This window comes from Streptomyces sp. NPDC054786 (genome assembly GCF_053611685.1).
In genome coordinates this window covers 88,148-106,308 of the sequence record NZ_JBSHAW010000019.1, presented here as the reverse complement: position 1 = coordinate 106,308, position 18,161 = coordinate 88,148, and the positions used below count along the sequence as shown (strand labels likewise).

Below are 18,161 nucleotides of genomic sequence, written 5' to 3'. Positions count from 1 at the left end.
GTGGCCGACGCCGGCCGACGCCCCGCTACGGCACGGGATCCGACACTGCACGCGGGTGCGGTATCGCTATCTCCTCCGGCTTCTGCAATGCCACGGTCCGGGCCGGGGAGGGAATCCTGATGCCCTCGGTCCGGTAGCGCTGGTGCAGGCGCTTGATGAACTCGTGCTTGATCCGGTACTGGTCGCTGAACTCGCCGACGCCGAGGATCACGGTGAAGCTGATCCGGGAGTCACCGAAGGTGTGGAAGCGGACGGCCGGTTCGTGGTCGGGGACGCCGCCGCTGATGTCGGTCATCACGCTCTCGACGACCTCGGTCGTGACCCGCTCGACATGTTCGAGGTCGCTGTCGTAGCCGACCCCCACCTGCACGAGGATCGACAACTTCTGTTCCGGCCGGCTGAAGTTGGTCATGTTGGTGTCGGCCAGCTGGCGGTTGGAGATGATCACCAGGTTGTTGGAGAGCTGACGCACCACGGTGTTACGCCAGTTGACGTCGACGACATAGCCCTCCTCACCGCTGCTGAGCCGGATGTAGTCACCGGGCTGCACGGTCTTCGAGGCGAGGATGTGCACGCCGGCGAAGAGGTTGGCGAGGGTGTCCTGCAGTGCCAGCGCGACCGCGAGGCCACCCACACCCAGCGCCGTCAGCAGCGGGGCGATGGAGATGCCCAGGGTCTGCAGGACGACGAGAAAGCCCATCGCCAGCACCACGATGCGCGTGATGTTGGCGAAGATGGTGGCCGATCCGGCGACGCCGGACCTGGACTGCGCCAGGGTCTTCACCAGACGGGTGATCACCCGGGCCGCGGTGAGCGTGACGACCAGGATGAGCAGCACGGTCAGCGTCCGGTTGACGGTGTGTCCGACCGCCTCCGTCAGCGGCAGAGCGGCGGCCGCCGCCGCCAGACCGGCAGTGATCGCCGCCCAGGGCACCACGGTCCGCAAGGCGTCGACGATGATGTCGTCCCCGCTCCACCGCGTCCTGAGCGCGTGCTTCCCCAGCCACCGCAGGGCCACGCGCAGCAACAGGCCCGCCGCGATGCCGACGGCCAGCGCGGCCCCGGCGACGATCATGTCGTGCATCGTGAAAGCCCGGTTCACCGGCCGGCTCCCGCTGCCCGGAGGAACGGATCGGCTGTCAGCCGGATGTGAAGTGTCGTCACCTGTCACCTGCTTGTCTCTGAGGCTGCGAATGCGCCGGGACATCCGCGGACACCCCGACGCGAACTGCCATCCTGCCGTATGCGGTTCGGCGTGCGGCGGGTGGCTCGGGGAGGAACCCGGCGTGACCGCCTCCCGGGGAGACGGCCGTTGCCCAGAGTGCTGGTGTGACGGATGAGCAGCGCGAAGGGCGGCCTCGCGCGCGGCTCAGTGCGGCTTCTGCGCCAGGCGCAGCAAATGGTCGGCGAGCGCCTGGCCGCCCGCCGGGTCGCGGCTGATGAGCATCAGGGTGTCATCGCCCGCGATGGTGCCGAGGATGTCGTGGAGTTCGGCCTGGTCGATGGCCGAGGCCAGGAACTGGGCGGCGCCCGGCGGGGTGCGCAGGACAACGAGGTTGGCGGAGGCCTCGGCGGAGATGAGGAGCTCGCCGGAGAGACGGCGCATCCGCTCCTCCTTGACCGACTCCCCCAGCGGTGCCCGCGGCTTGCGGTCGCCGCCCTCGCTGGGCACCGCGTAGATCAGCTCGCCGCCGGTGTTGCGGATCTTCACCGCGCCCAGCTCGTCCAGATCGCGGGAGAGCGTCGCCTGGGTGACGGACAGGCCGTCGTCGGCGAGCAGCTTGGCGAGCTGGCTCTGGGACCGGACCGGCAGCCGGTTGAGGATGTCCACGATCCGGCGGTGGCGTGCGGTGCGGGTCTGCGGTACGGCCTGGCCACCGTTGTGCGACTCGTTGTCCTGCAGCTCGGTCATCGTTGTCGTCAGTCTCCGGCTCGTCGTTCCCCGTCGGCCCCTTGGCGGGCCGTGTTCAGGACGGCGGGGAGCTTCCGGAGGAACACTTCCGCTTCGTCGTCGGAGACGATCAGCGGCGGGGCGAGCCGGATGACGTCCGGCGCGACCGCGTTCACCAGGAGACCCGCGTCCTGAGCCGCCTGCTGCACCTGCGGCGCCAGCGGCTCCGTCAAGACGATACCCAGGAGGAGGCCCGCACCGCGGACCTGGCTGACCAATGGGTGACCCAGGGCCTCGGTCCCGTTCCTCAGCCGCTCGCCGACCCGCTTGACGTTCTCCAGGATGCCGTCCGCCTCGATGGTGTCCAGGACGGCGAGGGCGCCGGCGCAGACGACCGGGTTGCCGCTGAACGTCGAGCCGTGCGAACCCGGCGTGAGCAGCTCGGCGGCCGGGCCGAAGGCCAGCGTCGCGCCGATCGGCAGACCGCCGCCCAGGCCCTTGGCGAGGGTGATGATGTCGGCCTCGACGCCCTGTGCCTGGGACTCCAGCCAGTGTCCGGTCCGGCCGATGCCGGTCTGGATCTCGTCGAGGACCAGCAGGGTGCCCGTGGCGGCGGTGATCTCGCGGGCCGCCTGGAGGTAGCCGGGCGGCGGGACGATGACGCCGCTCTCGCCCTGGAGGGGCTCCAGGATGACGAAGGCGGTGTCGGTGGTGACGGCGGCGCGCAGGGCCTCGACGTCCCCGTACGGGACGTAGTCGATGTCGCCGGGCAGCGGCGCGAAGGGCGCCTGCTTGGCGGGCTGGCCGGTGAGGGCGAGGGCGCCCATGGTGCGGCCGTGGAAACCGCCGGCCGTGGAGACCATATGGGTGCGCCCGGTCAGCCGGCCGATCTTGAAGGCGGCTTCGTTGGCCTCGGCGCCGGAGTTGGAGAAGTAGACCCGGCCGGGGCGTCCGGCCAGCGCGAGCAGGCGCTCGGCAAGGGTCACGGTGGGCTCGGTGACGAAGAAGTTCGAGACGTGGCCGAGGGTGGCGACCTGGTCGGAGACGGCGCGGACCACCGCGGGGTGGGCATGGCCGAGGGCGTTGACCGCGATGCCGCCGAGGAAGTCGAGGTACTCGTTGCCGTCGGCGTCCCACACCGTGGCGCCCTCGCCGCGGACGAGCGGGATACGGGGGGTGCCGAAGTTGTCCATCATGGCGCCCCGCCACCGTCCGGTGAGGCCTGCGTTGGTCACCGGGCCGTGGCTGTGTCCTGCGTCGCTCATGTCGCCCCCTCGATCGTGTTCGCGTCCGGCACGACCATCGTGCCGATTCCTTCGTCGGTGAAGATCTCCAGCAGGATCGAGTGCTGGACCCGCCCGTCGATGACCCGGGCGGTGTGGACGCCGTTGCGGACGGCGTGCAGACAGCCCTGCATCTTGGGGACCATGCCGCTGGCCAGGTCGGGCAGCAGCTTCTCCAGTTCGGTGGCGGTGAGGCGGGAGATCACCTCGTCGCTCTGGGGCCAGTCCTCGTAGAGGCCCTCGACGTCGGTGAGCACCATCAGCGTCTCGGCGCCGAGGGCCGCGGCCAGGGCGGCCGCGGCGGTGTCGGCGTTGACGTTGAAGACGCCGGTGGCCCCGGAGGCAGCGTCCTCCGCGTCGCTGCTGCGGGCGATCGAGGAGATGACCGGGATCCGGCCGTCGTCCAGGAGCGCGTGGACCGCTCCCGGGTCGATGCCGGTGATCTCGCCGACCCGGCCGATGTCCACCCGCTCACCGTCGATGTCGGCGAAGTGCTTGGTCGCGGTCATCAGATGGGCGTCCTCGCCGGTCATGCCGACGGCGAGCGGGCCGTGCTCGTTGAGCAGTCCGACCAGCTCGCGCTGCACCTGGCCGGCCAGCACCATCCGTACGACGTTCATCGCCTCGGGCGTGGTGACCCGCAGGCCGCCCTTGAACTCCGACTCCAGGCCGAGCAGGTCCAGCTGGGCGCTGATCTGCGGGCCGCCGCCGTGCACGACGACGGGGCGCAGTCCGGCGTGCCGCAGGAAGACCACGTCCTGGGCGAAGGCCCGCTTGAGCTCCTCGTCGATCATGGCGTTGCCGCCGAACTTGATGACGACGGTCTTGCCGTGGTGCCGGGTCAGCCAGGGCAGCGCCTCGATGAGGGTGCGGGCCTTGGGGAGCGCGGTGTGCTTGCGGGTGCTCATGCGCGGGCCTCGCTTCTGTCGGCGGGCTGTGAACACAGCACGCGCCTGTGATGGATGCGCTCGCTCATGAGGAGTACGCGCTGTTCTCGTGGACGTAGTCGGCGGTCAGGTCGTTGGCCCAGATGACCGCGGACTCGGTGCCGGCGGAGAGGTCGGCGGTGATGCGTACCTCCCGGTAGCGCATGTCGACCAGCTCGCGGTCCTCGCCCACCGAGCCGTTCTTGCAGACCCAGACGTCGTTGATGGCGACGTTGAGCTGGTCGGGCTCGAAGGCGGCGGAGGTGGTGCCGATGGCGGAGAGCACCCGGCCCCAGTTGGGGTCCTCGCCGTGGATGGCACACTTGAGGAGGTTGTTGCGGGCGATGGAGCGGCCGACCTCGACCGCGTCGTCCTCGCTCGCCGCACCCACGACCTCGATCCGGATGTCCTTGCTGGCGCCTTCGGCGTCCCCGATCAGCTGCCGTGCCAGGTCGTCGCAGACCGTGCGCACCGCCTCGGCGAACGCGGCGGTGTCCGGTACGACGCCGGAGGCGCCGGAGGCGAGCAGCAGCACCGTGTCGTTGGTCGACATACAGCCGTCGGAGTCGACGCGGTCGAAGGTGGTGCGGGTCGCGGCCCGCAGCGCCGTATCGAGTTCGGCGGCCGGCAGCTCGGCGTCGGTGGTCAGGACGACGAGCATGGTGGCCAGGCCCGGGGCGAGCATGCCGGCGCCCTTGGCCATTCCGCCGACGGTCCACCCGTCGACGGTGACCTGGGCGGTCTTGTGCACGCTGTCGGTGGTCTTGATCGCGATGGCGGCCTTCTCGCCGCCGTGCTCGGTCAGTTCGGCCGCGGCCCGGTCGATTCCGGGCAGCAGCTTGTCCATCGGGAGCCGCAGGCCGATCAGCCCGGTGGAGGCGACCGCCACCTCGCCGGCGCTGTGCCCCAGCGCCTCGGCGGCCTGCTCCGCGGTGGCGTGGGTGTCCTGGAAGCCGAGCGGGCCCGTACAGGCGTTGGCGCCACCGGAGTTGAGGACGACGGCGGAGACCGTGCCGCCCTTGAGGACCTGCTCGGACCAGACGACCGGTGCGGCCTTGACGCGGTTGGAGGTGAAGACACCGGCGGCGGCCAGTCGCGGCCCGTTGTTCACCACGAGGGCGAGGTCCGGGTTGCCGTTCTCCTTGATCCCGGCGGCGATGCCCGCCGCCGTGAACCCTTGTGCTGCCGTGACGCTCACTGCTTCTTCTCCTCCATCGCTTCTCCGGCCCCGCCGGTCACGCCTTGCCGCCCGCTGTCCGCCCGTGTCACGGGGCGACCCCCACCCTCGGGAGCCCGGTCTCCTCGGGGAGGCCCAGGGCGATGTTCATGCTCTGTACCGCGCCGCCCGCGGTCCCCTTGGTGAGGTTGTCGAGGGCGCTGATCGCGATGATCCGGCCGGCCGCCGCATCGAGCGTCACCTGGATCTGGGCGGTGTTGGAGCCGTACACGGCGGCGGTCGACGGCCACTGGCCCTCGGGCAGCAGCCGCAGGAACGGCTCGTCGGCCAGCGCCTTCTCGTACGCGGCCCGTACGGCGCCGGCGTCCACGCCGGGCTTCGCCCTGGCCGAGCAGGTGGCGAGGATGCCGCGCGACATGGGGGCCAGGGTCGGGGTGAAGGAGACACTGATCCGCTCGCCGGCCACCGCGCTCAGGTTCTGGATCATCTCGGGGGTGTGCCGGTGCCCGCCGCCGACGCCGTACGGGCTCATCGAGCCCATGACCTCGGAGCCCAGCAGATGCGGCTTGAGGGCCTTGCCGGCGCCGGAGGTACCGGTGGCCGCGACGATCACGGCCTCGGGCTCGGCGAGCCGGTCCGCGTACGCGGGGAACAGGGCGAGCGAGACGGCGGTGGGGTAGCAGCCCGGGACCGCGATACGCCGGGTTCCCTGGAGCGCGGCGCGGCCCCCGGGCAGCTCCGGGAGGCCGTACGGCCAGGTGCCCGCGTGGGCAGAGCCGTAGAACGCCTCCCAGTCGGCGGAGTCGGTGAGCCGGAAGTCGGCGCCGCAGTCCACGACGAGCACCTCGGGACCGAGCTCCTCGGCGACCGCGGCGGACTGGCCGTGCGGCAGTGCGAGGAAGACGACGTCGTGCCCCGCCAGCACCTCGGCGGTGGTCGGCTGGAGCTCCCGGTCGGCCAGCGGCGCCAGATGCGGCTGCAGCCCGCCCAGGCGCTGCCCGGCATGGGAGTGCCCGGTCAGCGCGCCGATCTCCACCTCCGGGTGCCCCAGGAGCAGGCGCAGCACTTCACCACCCGCATACCCGCTCGCACCGGCCACTGCTGCTCGTACCGTCATGGACCTCTCCTCCTTGATGGCATGACTATACGGATAGTGGCAGTTTTATGCAATGACCTGGGGCCGGGGCCGGGTCGGGGGGTGCGGTCGAGCGGCCGAGTTGGCCCACGAGCGCTTGAGCCGGCCCCGCTGAGCGTCGTCGCTGGCCCGCAGGGTAGCGGTCAGCGCCCTGACCTGCGGAAAGACACACCTTCGTCGATCAGTCGACGGACGCGGCCGACTGTCGGGCACGCCGCCCACCCCCTGCATGCCGGGTAACGCGTGGCGGGCGGATCAAGCCTCAGCCCCTGACGGCCTCCACGATCTGCAGGGCGGCCTGGGCGGGCGTGAGGTGCGTGGTGTCGACGACCTCGGCCTCGCCGTGCAGCCACGTGCGGGCCGCCTCGGCGTAGGGCTCAAGGTATTTGAGACGGAATGGGGAGTTAGGCCCAAGGACAGTGTCCTCCGCGATGCGCCCGCGGAGGGTGTCCTGGTCAGCATGGAGGACGAAGTGCCGTACCGGAATGGCATGTTGGGCCAGGCCCGTGCTGATCTCGCGCCAGTACTGCTCGACCAGGACGGTCATGGGCATCACCAGAGTGCCGCCGGTGTAGTCGAGTACGCGGCGGGCGGTCTCGACCACGAGCGGCCGCCACGGCGGCCAGTGCTGGAAGTTGTCCGTCCCGGGCAGCCCCGGCGTGATGTCCATGAGCGTCTCGCCGACCTTCTCGGCGTCGAACACCCGTGAATCCGGGATCAGCTGCTGCACGAGTGCGCTGGTCGTCGTCTTGCCTGCCCCGTGGGTGCCGTTGAGCCATACGATCATGGGCCCAACGCTAGCGGTGTGCGGGCCGTGGCCGGTGCCGATCACAAGACAAAGGCAAGGAGTTACCCACTCCTTGCCACTCTCAACATATAGCGCGCCGGGGGCCTTGCGGCAAGGCCCGGGTCGTGCTGCAGAATCTCCGCTCGAAGCCAGAAACTGCGGAAATCAGGGGTTCGCGAAGTACGTGCGCTTTTGTCGAGGCATGGGTCTCGTGCGGACGTCGAACCGCCCGTGGGACTCGCGGTGCGGTTGCGGGCACTCGGCGCGGAGGTGCGGGTGTGCGCGCCGCAGGGCCGCGCGGAGCAGCCGGCCGAAAGGCAGGCTTGCGGAACGAGGGGGATTTCATGATTGACGTGATCATTGCCGGCGGCGGACCGACCGGCTTGATGCTGGCCGGCGAGTTGCGGCTGCACGGCGTGCACGCGCTCGTGCTGGAGAAGGACACGGAGCCGACCACGTATGTCCGCGCGCTCGGCCTGCACGCGCGCAGCGTCGAGGTGATGGACCAGCGCGGTCTGCTGGAGCGGTTCCTCGCGCTCGGCCGGCAGCACCCGGTCGGGGGGTTCTTCGCGGCCCTCACCAAACCGTCGCCGGACCGGCTGGACACCGCACATCCGTACGTCCTCGGCATCCCGCAGCCCACCATCGACCGCCTGCTGACCGAGCACGCCATCGAACTCGGCGTCGAGCTCCGGCGCGGCTGCGAACTGGTCGGGCTGAGCCAGGACGACGACGGGGTGACCGTCGAGGTGGCCAGTGGGGGCACCCCTGACCGTGAGGGCGTAGCCGGCGGGGGAGGCACGCAGCTGCGCTCGCGCTACCTCGTCGGCTGCGACGGCGGCCGCAGCACCGTGCGCAAGCTGCTCGGCGTCGGCTTCCCCGGTGAGCCCACCAGGGTCGAGACGCTGCTGGGTGAGACGGAGGTGGCCGTGCCGCCGGAGACGCTGGCCGCCGTGGTGGCCGAAGTCCGCAAGACCCACCTTCGGTTCGGCGCCGGGCCTCTCGGGGACGGGGTGTACCGCGTCGTCGTGCCCGCCGAGGGGGTGGCCGAGGACCGCACAGTCCCGCCGACCTTCGAGGAGTTCAAGCAACAGCTGAGGGTGTTCGCCGGCACCGACTTCGGCGTGCACTCACCGCGCAGGCTCTCCCGCTTCGGCGACGCCACCCGGCAGGCCGAGCGCTACCGGGTCGGCCGGGCGCTGCTGGCCGGCGACGCGGCGCACATCCACCCGCCGACCGGCGGGCAGGGGCTCAACCTCGGCATCCAGGACGCGTTCAACCTCGGCTGGAAACTGGCCGCCGAGGTCAACGGCTGGGCACCGGAGGGGCTGCTGGACAGCTATCACACCGAACGGCACCCGGTGGCCGCCGACGTGCTGGACAACACCCGCGCGCAGATGGCGCTGATGTCCCCGGAGCCGGGCTCCCGGTCGGTGCGCCGGCTGGTGTCGGAACTGATGGACTTCGAGGAGGTGAACCGGTACGTGACCGAGAAGATCATCGCGATCGGGGTCCGCTATGACTTCGGCGAGGGACATGAACAGCTCGGCCGGCGGCTGCGGGACGTGAAACTGAAGCAGGGTCGCCTCTACGAGCTGATGCACGGCGGCCGCGGGCTGCTGCTCGACCAGACCGGCCGGCTCTCGGTGGCGGGCTGGGCAGACCGGGTCGACCACGTCGTCGACGTCAGCGAGGAACTGGACGTGCCCGCGGCGCTGCTGCGGCCGGACGGCCATGTGGCGTGGGTCGGTGAAGACCAGCAGGAGCTGCTCGGTCAGCTGCCCAAGTGGTTCGGCGCTTCCGTCAGCTGAGCGCATGCAGCAGGTCAGGAACGGCGAGCTCGATGTTCTGCGTCCATGAACACCCCCGGCCGGGCTCGGCCGGAACTGATCTTCGTCATCCTGCTGCGCGCCGAGGCCGTACGAGCTGAGTACGTCAGTGGGCGAGTCCCGCCCGATGGCTAGTAGTTGAGCGTGGGGAACCAGCTGCCTCGCCCTTGGCGCGTGAGGTCGAGGAGGTGCCACACCGGGCTGAGCAGGTCGATGCCCCGCTGATCGATGTCGTCGGACATCCGGGGGTGCGCCGAGTAGAAGTGGCGCAGCGACCCGTTGTCGTCGCGGGTGAACACCGACACCGTCGAGTCCTGGTTGCCCTCGGCGTCCTCGCTGCCGAGGTCGTACTTGAAGGTGCTGGAACCGGCGCTGAGCAGCCGCAGGTTCGTCCACTGCCGGCTTCGGGCGTGTGCGCGGAGGGTCGGCAGGTCGGCCGCGGCGACGATCGCGAAGTCGACGTTCTGCGCGACGTGGTGAGCGATTCCGTTGAACCCGTCGATCCACATGGTGCACATGGGGCACGCCTGAGCCTGCTGCTTGCCGTACATGAAGTGGTAGATGACCAGGTCGCGTCCGGGCCGCGTGAACAGTTCGCTCATGCGCACGGTCGATGCCGGCGCGTCACCGGCCCGCAGGTCGGCAGGGCCCTCCTCGAACACGTAGTCGTCGACGGCAGGTCCCGGGGGCAGTCGGCGGCGCAGGTCGCTGACGCGTTCGCGATGGCGCATCAGCTCGGTTTCGGCTTGTCGCAGTTCCTCGCGGGCGTCGGCGTATGCGGCCGGCTCCCCGGTGAGACGGGTTTGCTGCATCGCTACCTCCTGGGCGATGACCGATGTAGCTGACTGGTTTGCCACCTTCTGCAGTGGCCACCATTGTGTGCTGGTCCACGAGGGCCCGCCAGGCGACGACACGACCGGGCCGGGCCGCGTCTGGGCAGGTCAGGGCCGGTGAGCCGGTGCGGTCCGCAGGCGTGGGGCCCGGCCGGTCCTGGCAGGCGGGTCAGGGAGGACCGCCTGAGGTGCCGACGGCGCGGCGGCCGGGCGCCAGAGCGGTCAGGACTTCCTGGGCGGCCCGCTCGCCGGAGCGCACCGCTCCCTCCATCAGGCCGTACATCAGCGTTGCCGACTCGGTACTGGCCCAGTGGATCCGGCCGACCGGCTTGCGCAGCGCGCTGCCGTAGTTGGTCAGGACGCCGGGCGGGAAGTGGCCCACCATCCCGCCCAGCGACCACTGTTGGGAGGACCAGTCGGTCTCCAGATACTGGGTGGGGTGGCGCGCCTCGGGACCGAACCGCTCGGCCAGCGCGTCCAGCCAGATCTCCCGCCGCGCGGCAGGGGCCAGGCGCTCCAGGCGCAGGGCTCCGGTGCTGAACGCATAGCTGCTGAGCACTCCGGGGTGTCCCGACCGCGGCGTCTGGTCGATGGTGATCGGGACGGCCGAGTGGGGCGCGAGCGTCTGCCCCGACAGCTGCTGTTCGCGCCAGAACGGCTGGTCATACACCGTGTGGACCCGGATGATCGCACCCGGTACGACTCGCTGCAGCAGATGGCTGCACGCGGTGGGAAGCGGCGGGTCGAAGGAGATCCGCCCGGCCAGTACCGGCGGCGCTGCCACGATCACCCGCTGCGCCCGCACGGCGAGCGAGGAGGAAACGATCTTCACAGCGCTGCCGCCGTGGGTGATCCGCTGAACGGGGCTGGACAGGTGCACCCGCTCCCCCAGCTGCTCGGCCATGCGCCTCGCCAGTTCGGGGGCGCCGCCGTCCACGAGGTGGGATTCGGTTCTGCGGGAGTCGGTGTAGTAGCCGAAACCGCCGCCGCCCCGGGCCAGGGTGAGGGCGCCCAGCAGTGAGACCTCCGCCGGGTCGGCGCAGAACAGCAGATTCATGGTCGCCCTGAGCAGGGTGCGGGCGGTGGGCGAGGGCACGTTGAGCGGGTCGGAAAGCCACTGCCCGAGGGTGCGGGCGTCCCACGTCCGGGCACCCGGGGCGCGCCAGGGGGCGTCCGCCGGGAGGCGCCGGGCCATCAGACGCAGACGCGACAGCGCCAGGCCGAGGGCGATCAGCGTCCGCGGGCCCACGGTGGGGAGGGCACCGTGGTAACGGTGGTTGACTCCGTCCAGGCGCAGGATCTGATCGCCCCGCTCGTACTGGGGATACACCTCAAGTCCCAGTTCCCGGCAGAGCTGGAACATGCGGTCCTGCCCCTTGCCCAGCCAGGTGCCGCCGGCCGACACCACCGTCCCGTCGGGAAGCTCCCGGTTCCACACCCGGCCGCCCACCCGGTCCCTGGCCTCGACCACCACCACCTCATGGCCGGCTCGGACCAGGCGTCTCGCGGCCGCGAGTCCGGCAAAACCGGCGCCCACCACGCACACGTCCGCCTTCACCCGTTCCATGACCCACCTCCACGGCTCACCCTCGCCCACCGGGCCCGGCTCCGCCCGGCGGGTGATCCATAAGGGCGCGTCAGACTGCGGCGCTGCCGGGCCCCGAGGGCGCCTCGTCATCTGCGGGGCCGTGACGCCACCGAGCTGTGGGGGATGGTTCGGGGTGGCTAGCGGGCGGTGGTACGTCCGGCGCGGATCACATGACCGCTGAACGCGTCGGCTTCGGGCGTGGGCTCGCCGAGGTACCGGGCGAGCAGTTGTGGGCCCGCGAGGTCCTCGATGTCGTCCAGCTCCATCGCGCGCAGCTCGTCGGCCATGCGGTCAGGGGTGAAGTAACTGAGCCAGGGTTCGCCGAGCTCCGCCACCAGCGTTGTTGCGGCCCGGTGCGCGGCGCGCAGCTCTGGTGACATCGCCGGGGACGGTTCGAGGTAGTAGTCGAACACCACGTGTACCGGCGCGGTGTGCCCGGCCACGAACCGCAGTGTGGCGAGGACGGCGTCTCGTGTCAGATAGGGCGTGACCCCGAGCCACATGAAGAACGCCGCTCGGGTGCGGTCCAGGCCGGCCGAGTCCAAGGCCTCGGCGAGGGTGTCGCGTTCGAAGTCGATCGGGGCGAAGGTCAACGACGGTGGGCGGGCGATGCCGGCCGCTGCCATCTGCTGCCGCTTCCACTCCTGGGTGTCCGGGTGATCCACCTCGAACACCGTCAGGCCGGGGTGGGGGTTGCGGTAGGCGAAGGTGTCCAGGCCGGCGCCGAGGACCACGATCTGCCGGGTGCCGGCGGTCACGGCGGAGGCGAGCGAGTCCTCGGCGAAGCGGCTGCGTGCGGCGACGAACCGGGTGTTGTACCGGGCGACCGGGTCGTCGGGCAGCGGCATCGGCGCCTCGGGGCCGAGGTGGAGGATCTTCGACGCCAGGGGGTCGGTGAAGACCCGCCGGGGATCGGCCTGGTGGCGGGCACGGGCGTGCGCCGCCCGCATCGCGGTCCGACTCGGCTGACCGGCTTCCATGAGACCTCCTCGACTTCCTGCGCAGTGACCGCAGTCTTTCGTGAGTGACGCCGTCCGTACGGGCTTCGGCCGGATCCGCGCCCGCTGCGACAGCACGGACGGCAGCCCACTCGGCACGCCCCGAGGGAGCGGGTCAGCCTTCGGGGTGGGAGGCCGCCCAGCCGTGTTCGAGCAGCGCGAAGGCCTCGTCGGCGGCGCGTCGCGGGTCGGGGTGCCGCTGGATGAGCCCGCGGGCTTCCAGGGCGAAACGGGCCAGGGCGGCGCAGGTGAGGTCGTCCTCGGGGGCGCCGGCCTCGTCGGCGATGGCCCGTGCCACGGCCGCTTCGTGGCGCATCCACATGCGGTGGGCGTAGTCGCGCAGCGCCGGGGTGTCCGCCACCAGGCGCATGAACGCGGCGAACCGCGGGTCCGCGGCATGGGTCTGCGTCAACAGGACGTGCTCGCGCAGCGCTTGCGGGATCGACTGCCCGGGGGTGCGGTCCCGCACGGCGGCGACGAGCGCTGCCTCGATGTCGTCCTCCTGGTCGAAAACCAGCGCTTCCTTGCTGGGGAAGTGCTTGAACAGGGTGGTCACCGACACATCGGCGGCGTCGGCGACGTCCTTGACGCCCACCCGGTCGTAGCCGCGGTCGAGGAAGAGCTGCAGCGCGGCTTCGGCCAGGGATGTGCGGGTCTGGGCCTTCTTGCGCTCACGGCGCCCGGTCGGTTCGGTCACGGGCACACCGTATCCCGAAGTGGACCCACTGCGAAAGTTTAGTGATTGCGCTTATTTAGTGAGTGTGCTTTCTTGGTGGTGCCGGACATCCCGGCACTCACCCACCTTCCGAGGGGACAGCCCCATGAACTCCGCTCGTGACCCCCGCGTCGCGGTCGTCGGCGCCGGCCTGGGCGGCCTGGTCTGCGCCCGCGTCCTGCAGCGCCACGGCCGCTCCGTCACCGTCTTCGAACGCGAGGCTTCCGCCGCGGCCCGCGCTCAGGGCGGGACTCTCGACATGCACGCCGGCACCGGTCAGACCGCCCTGCGCGCGGCCGGCCTGCTCGACCGGTTCCACGCCCTCTCCCGTCCCGAAGGCCAGGAGTGGCGCCTGCTCGACCCCGCCACCGCCACCGCCCTGCCCCCTCAGGGGCCCCCGGCGGACCACGGCGAGGACGACCGGCCGGAGATCGACCGAGGTCAGTTGCGCGGTCTGCTCCTGGAGTCCCTCACGGCGGGAAGCGTGCGGTGGGACCGCAGCGTCAGCGGGGTCACCCCGCTCGGGGAGGGCACCGGCCGCCTGTTCTTCGGTGACGGCACCTCCGAGGACTTCGACCTGGTGGTCGGCGCCGACGGCGCCTGGTCACGGGTCCGCCCGGCCCTGTCGGACGCCACACCCGACTACACCGGTGTCGCCTTCGTCGAGGCCGGCTTCGACGACTGCGACACCCGCCATGCCGGCCTCGCGCGGATGGTCGGCGCCGGCACGATGGTGGCGAAGGGCGGTGGCAAGGCCCTGTTCGCCCAGCGCAACAGCAACGGCCATATCCGCGCCTACATAGCCTTCCGCGCCCCGGAGAACTGGCACCTGACCGCCGGTGTGGAGCTCGATGACACGGCGGCCGTGCGGACGCACCTGCTGACGATGTTCGACGGCTGGGACGAGCGCCTGCTCCGTCTCCTGCGGTACAACGACGGCGCGTTCGCCAACCGGCCGCTGTTCGCGCTGCCCGCCCCGCACACCTGGGAGCACGTCCCCGGCGTCACCCTGCTGGGCGACGCCGCGCACCTGATGCCGCCCCTCGGGCTGGGCGCCAACCTCGCCATGCTCGATGGTGCCGACCTCGCCCACGCCCTCCTCGGCGAACCCACCGTCGACGACGCCGTCCGTGCTTACGAGAGCGTCATGCTGCCGCGCTCGGCCGAGGCCGCCAAGGGCTGCGCGGAGGGGCTGGAGCACCTCATTCCGTCGACGGGCGGCTGAGCACGCCCCGCTGCCGCTGCGTACGGACGGCGCTCAGCCGTCCGTAGTGCGGGGCACGGGCCCGCCCGGCCGACGGTCGGGCAGCGAGGTCAGGAACGCGGTCCGCCGGGCTGCTCGTCCCGCGCCGCGTTCTTCTCCTTGATCCGCGCCGCCTCCTTCCGGACCTCGGCCTGGGTGGCGCGCTCCTGCTGCAGCCACTCGGGACCGTCCTGCTTCAACGCGTCGATCTGTTCCGTGGTGAGGGGCTCGGTGACACCGCCCCGCGCGAGGCCCGAGATGGAGATGCCCAGCTTCGCCGCGACCACCGGCCGGGGGTGCGGGCCGTTGCGTCGCAGGTCCTGCAGCCACTGGGGCGGATCGGCCTGCAACGCGTTCAATTCGGTGCGCGAGACGACACCCTCCTGGAACTCGGCGGGGGTGGCCTCGAGGTACACACCCAGCTTCTTCGCCGCGGTCGCGGGCTTCATCGTCTGGGTGGTCTGGTGCGACGTCATGGTGTCAAGGGTATCGATCGTGTGCGCTACCTCCGACCACGACCGGTAGCCTGTCCACGTGACTGGCTCGGAAGTATCCCCTTCGTTCCGGCTCGCGTACGTCCCGGGGGTGACGCCCGCGAAGTGGGTGCGGATCTGGAACGAGCGGCTGCCCGACGTCCCCCTGACCCTCGTCGCGGTGTCCGCCGCCGAGGCGTTCGACGTCTTGCGGGGCGGTGGCGCCGACGCGGGTTTCGTGCGGCTGCCGGTCGACCGGACGGACCTCAGCGCGATCCCCCTCTACACCGAGACGACCGTGGTCGTGATCCCGAAGGACCACGTCGTCACGGCCGCCGACGAGGTGTCCGCCGCGGACCTGGCCGATGAGATCGTGCTGCATCCCCTCGACGACACCCTCGACTGGGAACACCGTCCGGGACGGCCCGCGAACGAGCGCCCCGCCACGACGGCGGACGCCGTGGAACTGGTGGCGGCAGGAGTGGGAGTCCTCCTCGTCCCGCAGTCCCTCGCCCGACTGCACCACCGCAGGGACCTCACGTACCGGCCGGTGTCGGACGCCCCGGCGTCACGTGTCGCGCTGTCGTGGCCGCAGGACGAGACCACCGATCTGGTGGAGGACTTCATCGGGATCGTCCGCGGGCGGACCGTCAACAGCTCGCGAGGGCGCCGCCCCGGCCCGGCCCCGGCGCAGCCGAAGGGCAAGCGCCCCGATACGGGCGGTGCGCGGCGCAAGCCCGCGGCCGGCAAGTCGGCCGGCAAGAGCCCCCGGAGCGGTGCCGGCGGTGCGAAGGGCGGCAAACGCGGCAAGCCTCGCCGCCGTTCGTAGCCCGCACCCGCCGCGGTACGTACGCTCGCCCGCACCCGGACACCAAGGGGCCGCCGCCCCGGGTCAGGGGCGGCGTGCCGCTGTCCCGCACCTCAGGCGTGCTGCGGTACCTCGTCCTTCATGGACGCCCTGATCTGTTGCCGCAGCTCCGGGCTGTCCTCGTGCCCGTGGACGGATATGGCGTGCTCGCTGGCGGCGCGGACCACTTCCTCCTCCTCGCCGGCGATGACGAGGGTGCAGTTCATTTCACTGGGGTAATCCCGGCAGTCGACCTTCTTGCGCATGGTGCACCTCCTCCCCTCCAGTGTCGGCCGCTGCCGTCACCTCGCCGTATACGGCGAATCCCGTATGGCGCGCGGGGCGGCCGCCCTGCTGCAGTGAGAGGACGAGGAAGTGGGAGAGGGAGGTGAGAGCCATGACGACCTCCGCCGATGTCACACCCGGCGTGGTGGACGAAGACCGGGTGCAGCAGTTCCTGGAGAAAGTGATCACCGACAGCGGGGCCGCGGTCGCCGGCCTGTGCACCTCGCTCGGCGACCGGCTCGGCCTCTACAAAGCCATGGCGGGCGCCGGTCCGCTCACCTCCGCACAGCTCGCCGCCCGCACCGGGCTGAACGAGCGCTACGTCCGCGAATGGCTCGCCGCCCAGGTCGCCGGCGAGTACCTCGACTACGCGCCCGGCACCGACACGTATCTGCTGCCCGACGAGCACGCCGCCGTGCTGGCGGACCCGGAACGGGCGACGTACGCGGCGGGCTTCTTCACCGTGCTGCAGGCGCTCTACGCCACCGAGGACACCCTCATGGAGGCCTTCCGCACCGGCGAGGGCGTCGGCTGGGAGGAACACGGCCCGGCGCTGTTCGCCGGCACCGCGAAGTTCTTCCGCCCCGGTTACTCGGCCGCGCTGGTACCGGAGTGGCTGACCGCGCTGGACGGCATGGTGGAGAAGCTGGAGCGTGGCGCGCGCGTCGCGGACGTCGGATGCGGCTACGGCTACTCCACGACGCTCATGGCACAGGCCTTCCCCCACTCGCACTTCGAGGGCTTCGACTTCCACCGCCCGTCCATCGAAGCGGCCCGCGACATCGTGGCCGAGCAGGGACTGGACGACCGGGTCAGCTTCCGGGTCGCCACCGCCCAGGACTTCCCCGGCGAGGACTTCGACCTGATCACGTTCTTCGACTGCCTGCACGACACCGGCGATCCGGGCGGCGCACTGCACCACGCCGAGCAGGCACTGGCCGACGGCGGAACATGCATGGTCGTCGAGCCGAACGCCTCGGCGAACGCCCAGGAGAACGCCAACCCCATCGGCCGGGCGGCGACCGCCTCCTCGGTCGCCATCTGTCTGCCGTCCGCGCTGGCCCAGCACGGTCCGCAGGCACTGGGAAACCACGCGGGTGAGGAGGCGATGCGGCAGATCGCCGAGGAAGCCGGGCTCCACCACTGGCGACTCGCCGCAGAGAGCCCCGTCAACCGCGTCTATGCCGTCGGGCGTTAACCCGCCTGACGCGCCCCCGGCCGGTCTTCCCCCGGCCGGCCGGGCGGCCCTCGCTTGACTGGCCCGGACCCCCTCGGCACGCTGGATGTATGAGCGCGGCCGCGGAGGCCGGCCTGCGACGCATTCTCGCCGTCGTGGACCTCCTGATCGATGCCGTCGACGAGGACACCCTTGTCCCGGCACTGCTGCCGCTGTTGCTCGGTGCGGTTCCCGGCGACAGCATCATCTGGTCCCCCCGCGCCGGCTCCGCCGACCGGCCGCTCACCCTGCCCGCAGACCTCCTGACCCAGGACGTACGGGACGCCTTCGCCCGCGAATCGGCGGCCGACTCCCTCGTCACCCACACCACCCTCGGCTCCGGCACCCCGATGCGCCGCTCGACGCTGCAGACCCGCGGCGAATTCCACGCCCTCGCCGCCTATACCGATGTCTACCGGCCGCTGGACGCCGAGCAGCAGCTCGCGATGTCGTTCCCGGCGGGCTACGCCGCCGGCGTTCCGCGGAAGGTGTGCGTGGCGATCAGTCGCAGCGGCAGCGACTTCTCCGACGACGATGTGGCGGCCGCCGCCCTGCTGCGCACCCGGCTCAGCCACGTCCTCAACCGGCTCGCTCCGCCGACGTCTCCGCCGTCCCCCGTCACCCACCGCGAATCCGCCGTACTCGCCCTGCTCGCCCGCGGCCTGACGAACCAGCAGATCGCCAGCCGACTGGCGATCAGCCCGCGCACCGTCGACAAGCATCTGGAACACGCCTACGCAAAGCTGCAGGTGGGCGGCCGGGTCGAGGCGGCGAACGCCTGGCTGACCCGGGGGCCGGCGGCGGTGCGGCTCGCGCCGTAGGGCCGGCCCCGCCGCACGTGGTTCCGCCGAGGCCCGAAAGCGCTCCCGCCTAGGCGCAGGCGTCTACCCGTTGCACGGAGATTCCGGGCGCCGCGGCGCCGTCCGACGGGAGGG

Annotated in this window: 18 protein-coding genes; 5 read left to right on the top strand and 13 right to left on the bottom strand. The window is 71.3% G+C overall.

What is annotated here, in order from left to right; all coding sequences use genetic code 11:
- Positions 1-25: 25 nt before the first annotated feature.
- From ACWGI6_RS17815 to ACWGI6_RS17785, 7 genes are all read right to left on the bottom strand, one after another.
- Positions 26-1,102 carry a mechanosensitive ion channel family protein gene (locus tag ACWGI6_RS17815; protein WP_453268372.1) on the bottom strand — a complete coding sequence of 359 codons (1,077 nt, stop codon included), beginning with the start codon at positions 1,100-1,102 and terminating at the stop codon, positions 26-28.
- 267 nt (positions 1,103-1,369) lie between these two features.
- Positions 1,370-1,912, bottom strand: a complete 543-nt coding sequence (locus tag ACWGI6_RS17810) for an arginine repressor (RefSeq protein WP_453268371.1) — start codon at positions 1,910-1,912, stop codon at positions 1,370-1,372.
- Between the two features lie 8 nt (positions 1,913-1,920).
- The gene (locus tag ACWGI6_RS17805) at positions 1,921-3,156 is read right to left on the bottom strand and encodes an acetylornithine transaminase (protein ID WP_453268370.1); all 1,236 of its coding nucleotides are present in this window, start codon (positions 3,154-3,156) and stop codon (positions 1,921-1,923) included.
- A complete protein-coding gene (gene argB, locus ACWGI6_RS17800; RefSeq protein WP_453268369.1) occupies positions 3,153-4,082 on the bottom strand; it encodes an acetylglutamate kinase in 930 nt (309 codons plus the stop codon). The genes ACWGI6_RS17805 and argB overlap by 4 nt, the downstream gene beginning before the upstream one ends.
- Before the next feature lie 64 nt (positions 4,083-4,146).
- Positions 4,147-5,298: a bifunctional glutamate N-acetyltransferase/amino-acid acetyltransferase ArgJ gene (gene argJ / locus ACWGI6_RS17795; RefSeq protein ID WP_393909453.1), complete on the bottom strand. Its 1,152-nt coding sequence runs from the start codon at positions 5,296-5,298 to the stop codon at positions 4,147-4,149.
- Between the two features lie 67 nt (positions 5,299-5,365).
- Positions 5,366-6,394 carry an N-acetyl-gamma-glutamyl-phosphate reductase gene (gene argC, locus ACWGI6_RS17790; protein ID WP_453268368.1) on the bottom strand — a complete coding sequence of 343 codons (1,029 nt, stop codon included), beginning with the start codon at positions 6,392-6,394 and terminating at the stop codon, positions 5,366-5,368.
- A 280-nt stretch (positions 6,395-6,674) separates the two neighbouring features.
- Complete coding sequence (locus tag ACWGI6_RS17785; RefSeq protein WP_453268367.1) at positions 6,675-7,199, bottom strand: ATP-binding protein; 525 nt, start codon at positions 7,197-7,199, stop codon at positions 6,675-6,677.
- Positions 7,200-7,543: 344 nt separating this feature from the next.
- Between ACWGI6_RS17785 and rox the strand changes: the two genes are divergently transcribed.
- Complete coding sequence (gene rox, locus ACWGI6_RS17780) at positions 7,544-9,010, top strand: rifampin monooxygenase (protein WP_453268366.1); 1,467 nt, start codon at positions 7,544-7,546, stop codon at positions 9,008-9,010.
- Positions 9,011-9,159: 149 nt separating this feature from the next.
- Here the strand turns inward: rox and ACWGI6_RS17775 are convergent, their stop codons facing one another.
- The 4 genes from ACWGI6_RS17775 to ACWGI6_RS17760 form a co-directional block, all read right to left on the bottom strand.
- Positions 9,160-9,840, bottom strand: a complete 681-nt coding sequence (locus tag ACWGI6_RS17775) for a DUF899 family protein (RefSeq protein WP_453268365.1) — start codon at positions 9,838-9,840, stop codon at positions 9,160-9,162.
- 190 nt (positions 9,841-10,030) lie between these two features.
- Positions 10,031-11,428, bottom strand: a complete 1,398-nt coding sequence (locus ACWGI6_RS17770; protein WP_453268364.1) for a flavin monoamine oxidase family protein — start codon at positions 11,426-11,428, stop codon at positions 10,031-10,033.
- A 158-nt stretch (positions 11,429-11,586) separates the two neighbouring features.
- Entirely contained in the window at positions 11,587-12,429 is an 843-nt protein-coding gene (locus ACWGI6_RS17765; RefSeq protein ID WP_453268363.1) for a class I SAM-dependent methyltransferase, read from the bottom strand.
- 133 nt (positions 12,430-12,562) lie between these two features.
- Positions 12,563-13,144 (bottom strand): TetR/AcrR family transcriptional regulator, encoded by a 582-nt coding sequence (locus ACWGI6_RS17760; protein WP_453268362.1) that lies wholly within the window; start codon positions 13,142-13,144, stop codon positions 12,563-12,565.
- A gap of 124 nt (positions 13,145-13,268) precedes the next feature.
- On the opposite strand from ACWGI6_RS17760, the gene ACWGI6_RS17755 reads away from it, so the two are divergent.
- Entirely contained in the window at positions 13,269-14,387 is a 1,119-nt protein-coding gene (locus tag ACWGI6_RS17755) for an FAD-dependent oxidoreductase (protein ID WP_453268361.1), read from the top strand.
- Between the two features lie 89 nt (positions 14,388-14,476).
- Here ACWGI6_RS17755 and ACWGI6_RS17750 read toward each other — a convergent pair whose 3' ends face one another.
- Positions 14,477-14,881: a DUF5997 family protein gene (locus ACWGI6_RS17750; RefSeq protein WP_453268360.1), complete on the bottom strand. Its 405-nt coding sequence runs from the start codon at positions 14,879-14,881 to the stop codon at positions 14,477-14,479.
- 58 nt (positions 14,882-14,939) lie between these two features.
- Between ACWGI6_RS17750 and ACWGI6_RS17745 the strand changes: the two genes are divergently transcribed.
- Positions 14,940-15,707: a LysR family substrate-binding domain-containing protein gene (locus tag ACWGI6_RS17745; protein ID WP_453268359.1), complete on the top strand. Its 768-nt coding sequence runs from the start codon at positions 14,940-14,942 to the stop codon at positions 15,705-15,707.
- A 92-nt stretch (positions 15,708-15,799) separates the two neighbouring features.
- On the opposite strand, the gene ACWGI6_RS17740 is transcribed toward ACWGI6_RS17745, so the two are convergent.
- A complete protein-coding gene (locus tag ACWGI6_RS17740; protein ID WP_393909462.1) occupies positions 15,800-15,991 on the bottom strand; it encodes a DUF1059 domain-containing protein in 192 nt (63 codons plus the stop codon).
- Positions 15,992-16,122: 131 nt separating this feature from the next.
- On the opposite strand from ACWGI6_RS17740, the gene ACWGI6_RS17735 reads away from it, so the two are divergent.
- Entirely contained in the window at positions 16,123-17,208 is a 1,086-nt protein-coding gene (locus ACWGI6_RS17735; protein ID WP_453268358.1) for a class I SAM-dependent methyltransferase, read from the top strand.
- Between the two features lie 89 nt (positions 17,209-17,297).
- Positions 17,298-18,047 (top strand): helix-turn-helix transcriptional regulator, encoded by a 750-nt coding sequence (locus ACWGI6_RS17730; RefSeq protein WP_393909464.1) that lies wholly within the window; start codon positions 17,298-17,300, stop codon positions 18,045-18,047.
- Positions 18,048-18,161: the final 114 nt, after the last annotated feature.

What these genes read in the sequence shown, in the direction of transcription:
- ACWGI6_RS17810 (WP_453268371.1), bottom strand. Translation starts at nt 1,912, where the DNA reads ATGACCGAGCTGCAGGACAACGAGTCGCACAACGGTGGCCAGGCCGTA.
- ACWGI6_RS17805 (WP_453268370.1), bottom strand. Translation starts at nt 3,156, where the DNA reads ATGAGCGACGCAGGACACAGCCACGGCCCGGTGACCAACGCAGGCCTC.
- argB (WP_453268369.1), bottom strand. Translation starts at nt 4,082, where the DNA reads ATGAGCACCCGCAAGCACACCGCGCTCCCCAAGGCCCGCACCCTCATC.
- argC (WP_453268368.1), bottom strand. Translation starts at nt 6,394, where the DNA reads ATGACGGTACGAGCAGCAGTGGCCGGTGCGAGCGGGTATGCGGGTGGT.
- ACWGI6_RS17785 (WP_453268367.1), bottom strand. Translation starts at nt 7,199, where the DNA reads ATGATCGTATGGCTCAACGGCACCCACGGGGCAGGCAAGACGACGACC.
- rox (WP_453268366.1), top strand. Translation starts at nt 7,544, where the DNA reads ATGATTGACGTGATCATTGCCGGCGGCGGACCGACCGGCTTGATGCTG.
- ACWGI6_RS17775 (WP_453268365.1), bottom strand. Translation starts at nt 9,840, where the DNA reads ATGCAGCAAACCCGTCTCACCGGGGAGCCGGCCGCATACGCCGACGCC.
- ACWGI6_RS17770 (WP_453268364.1), bottom strand. Translation starts at nt 11,428, where the DNA reads ATGGAACGGGTGAAGGCGGACGTGTGCGTGGTGGGCGCCGGTTTTGCC.
- ACWGI6_RS17765 (WP_453268363.1), bottom strand. Translation starts at nt 12,429, where the DNA reads ATGGAAGCCGGTCAGCCGAGTCGGACCGCGATGCGGGCGGCGCACGCC.
- ACWGI6_RS17755 (WP_453268361.1), top strand. Translation starts at nt 13,269, where the DNA reads ATGAACTCCGCTCGTGACCCCCGCGTCGCGGTCGTCGGCGCCGGCCTG.
- ACWGI6_RS17750 (WP_453268360.1), bottom strand. Translation starts at nt 14,881, where the DNA reads ATGACGTCGCACCAGACCACCCAGACGATGAAGCCCGCGACCGCGGCG.
- ACWGI6_RS17740 (WP_393909462.1), bottom strand. Translation starts at nt 15,991, where the DNA reads ATGCGCAAGAAGGTCGACTGCCGGGATTACCCCAGTGAAATGAACTGC.
- ACWGI6_RS17735 (WP_453268358.1), top strand. Translation starts at nt 16,123, where the DNA reads ATGACGACCTCCGCCGATGTCACACCCGGCGTGGTGGACGAAGACCGG.
- ACWGI6_RS17730 (WP_393909464.1), top strand. Translation starts at nt 17,298, where the DNA reads ATGAGCGCGGCCGCGGAGGCCGGCCTGCGACGCATTCTCGCCGTCGTG.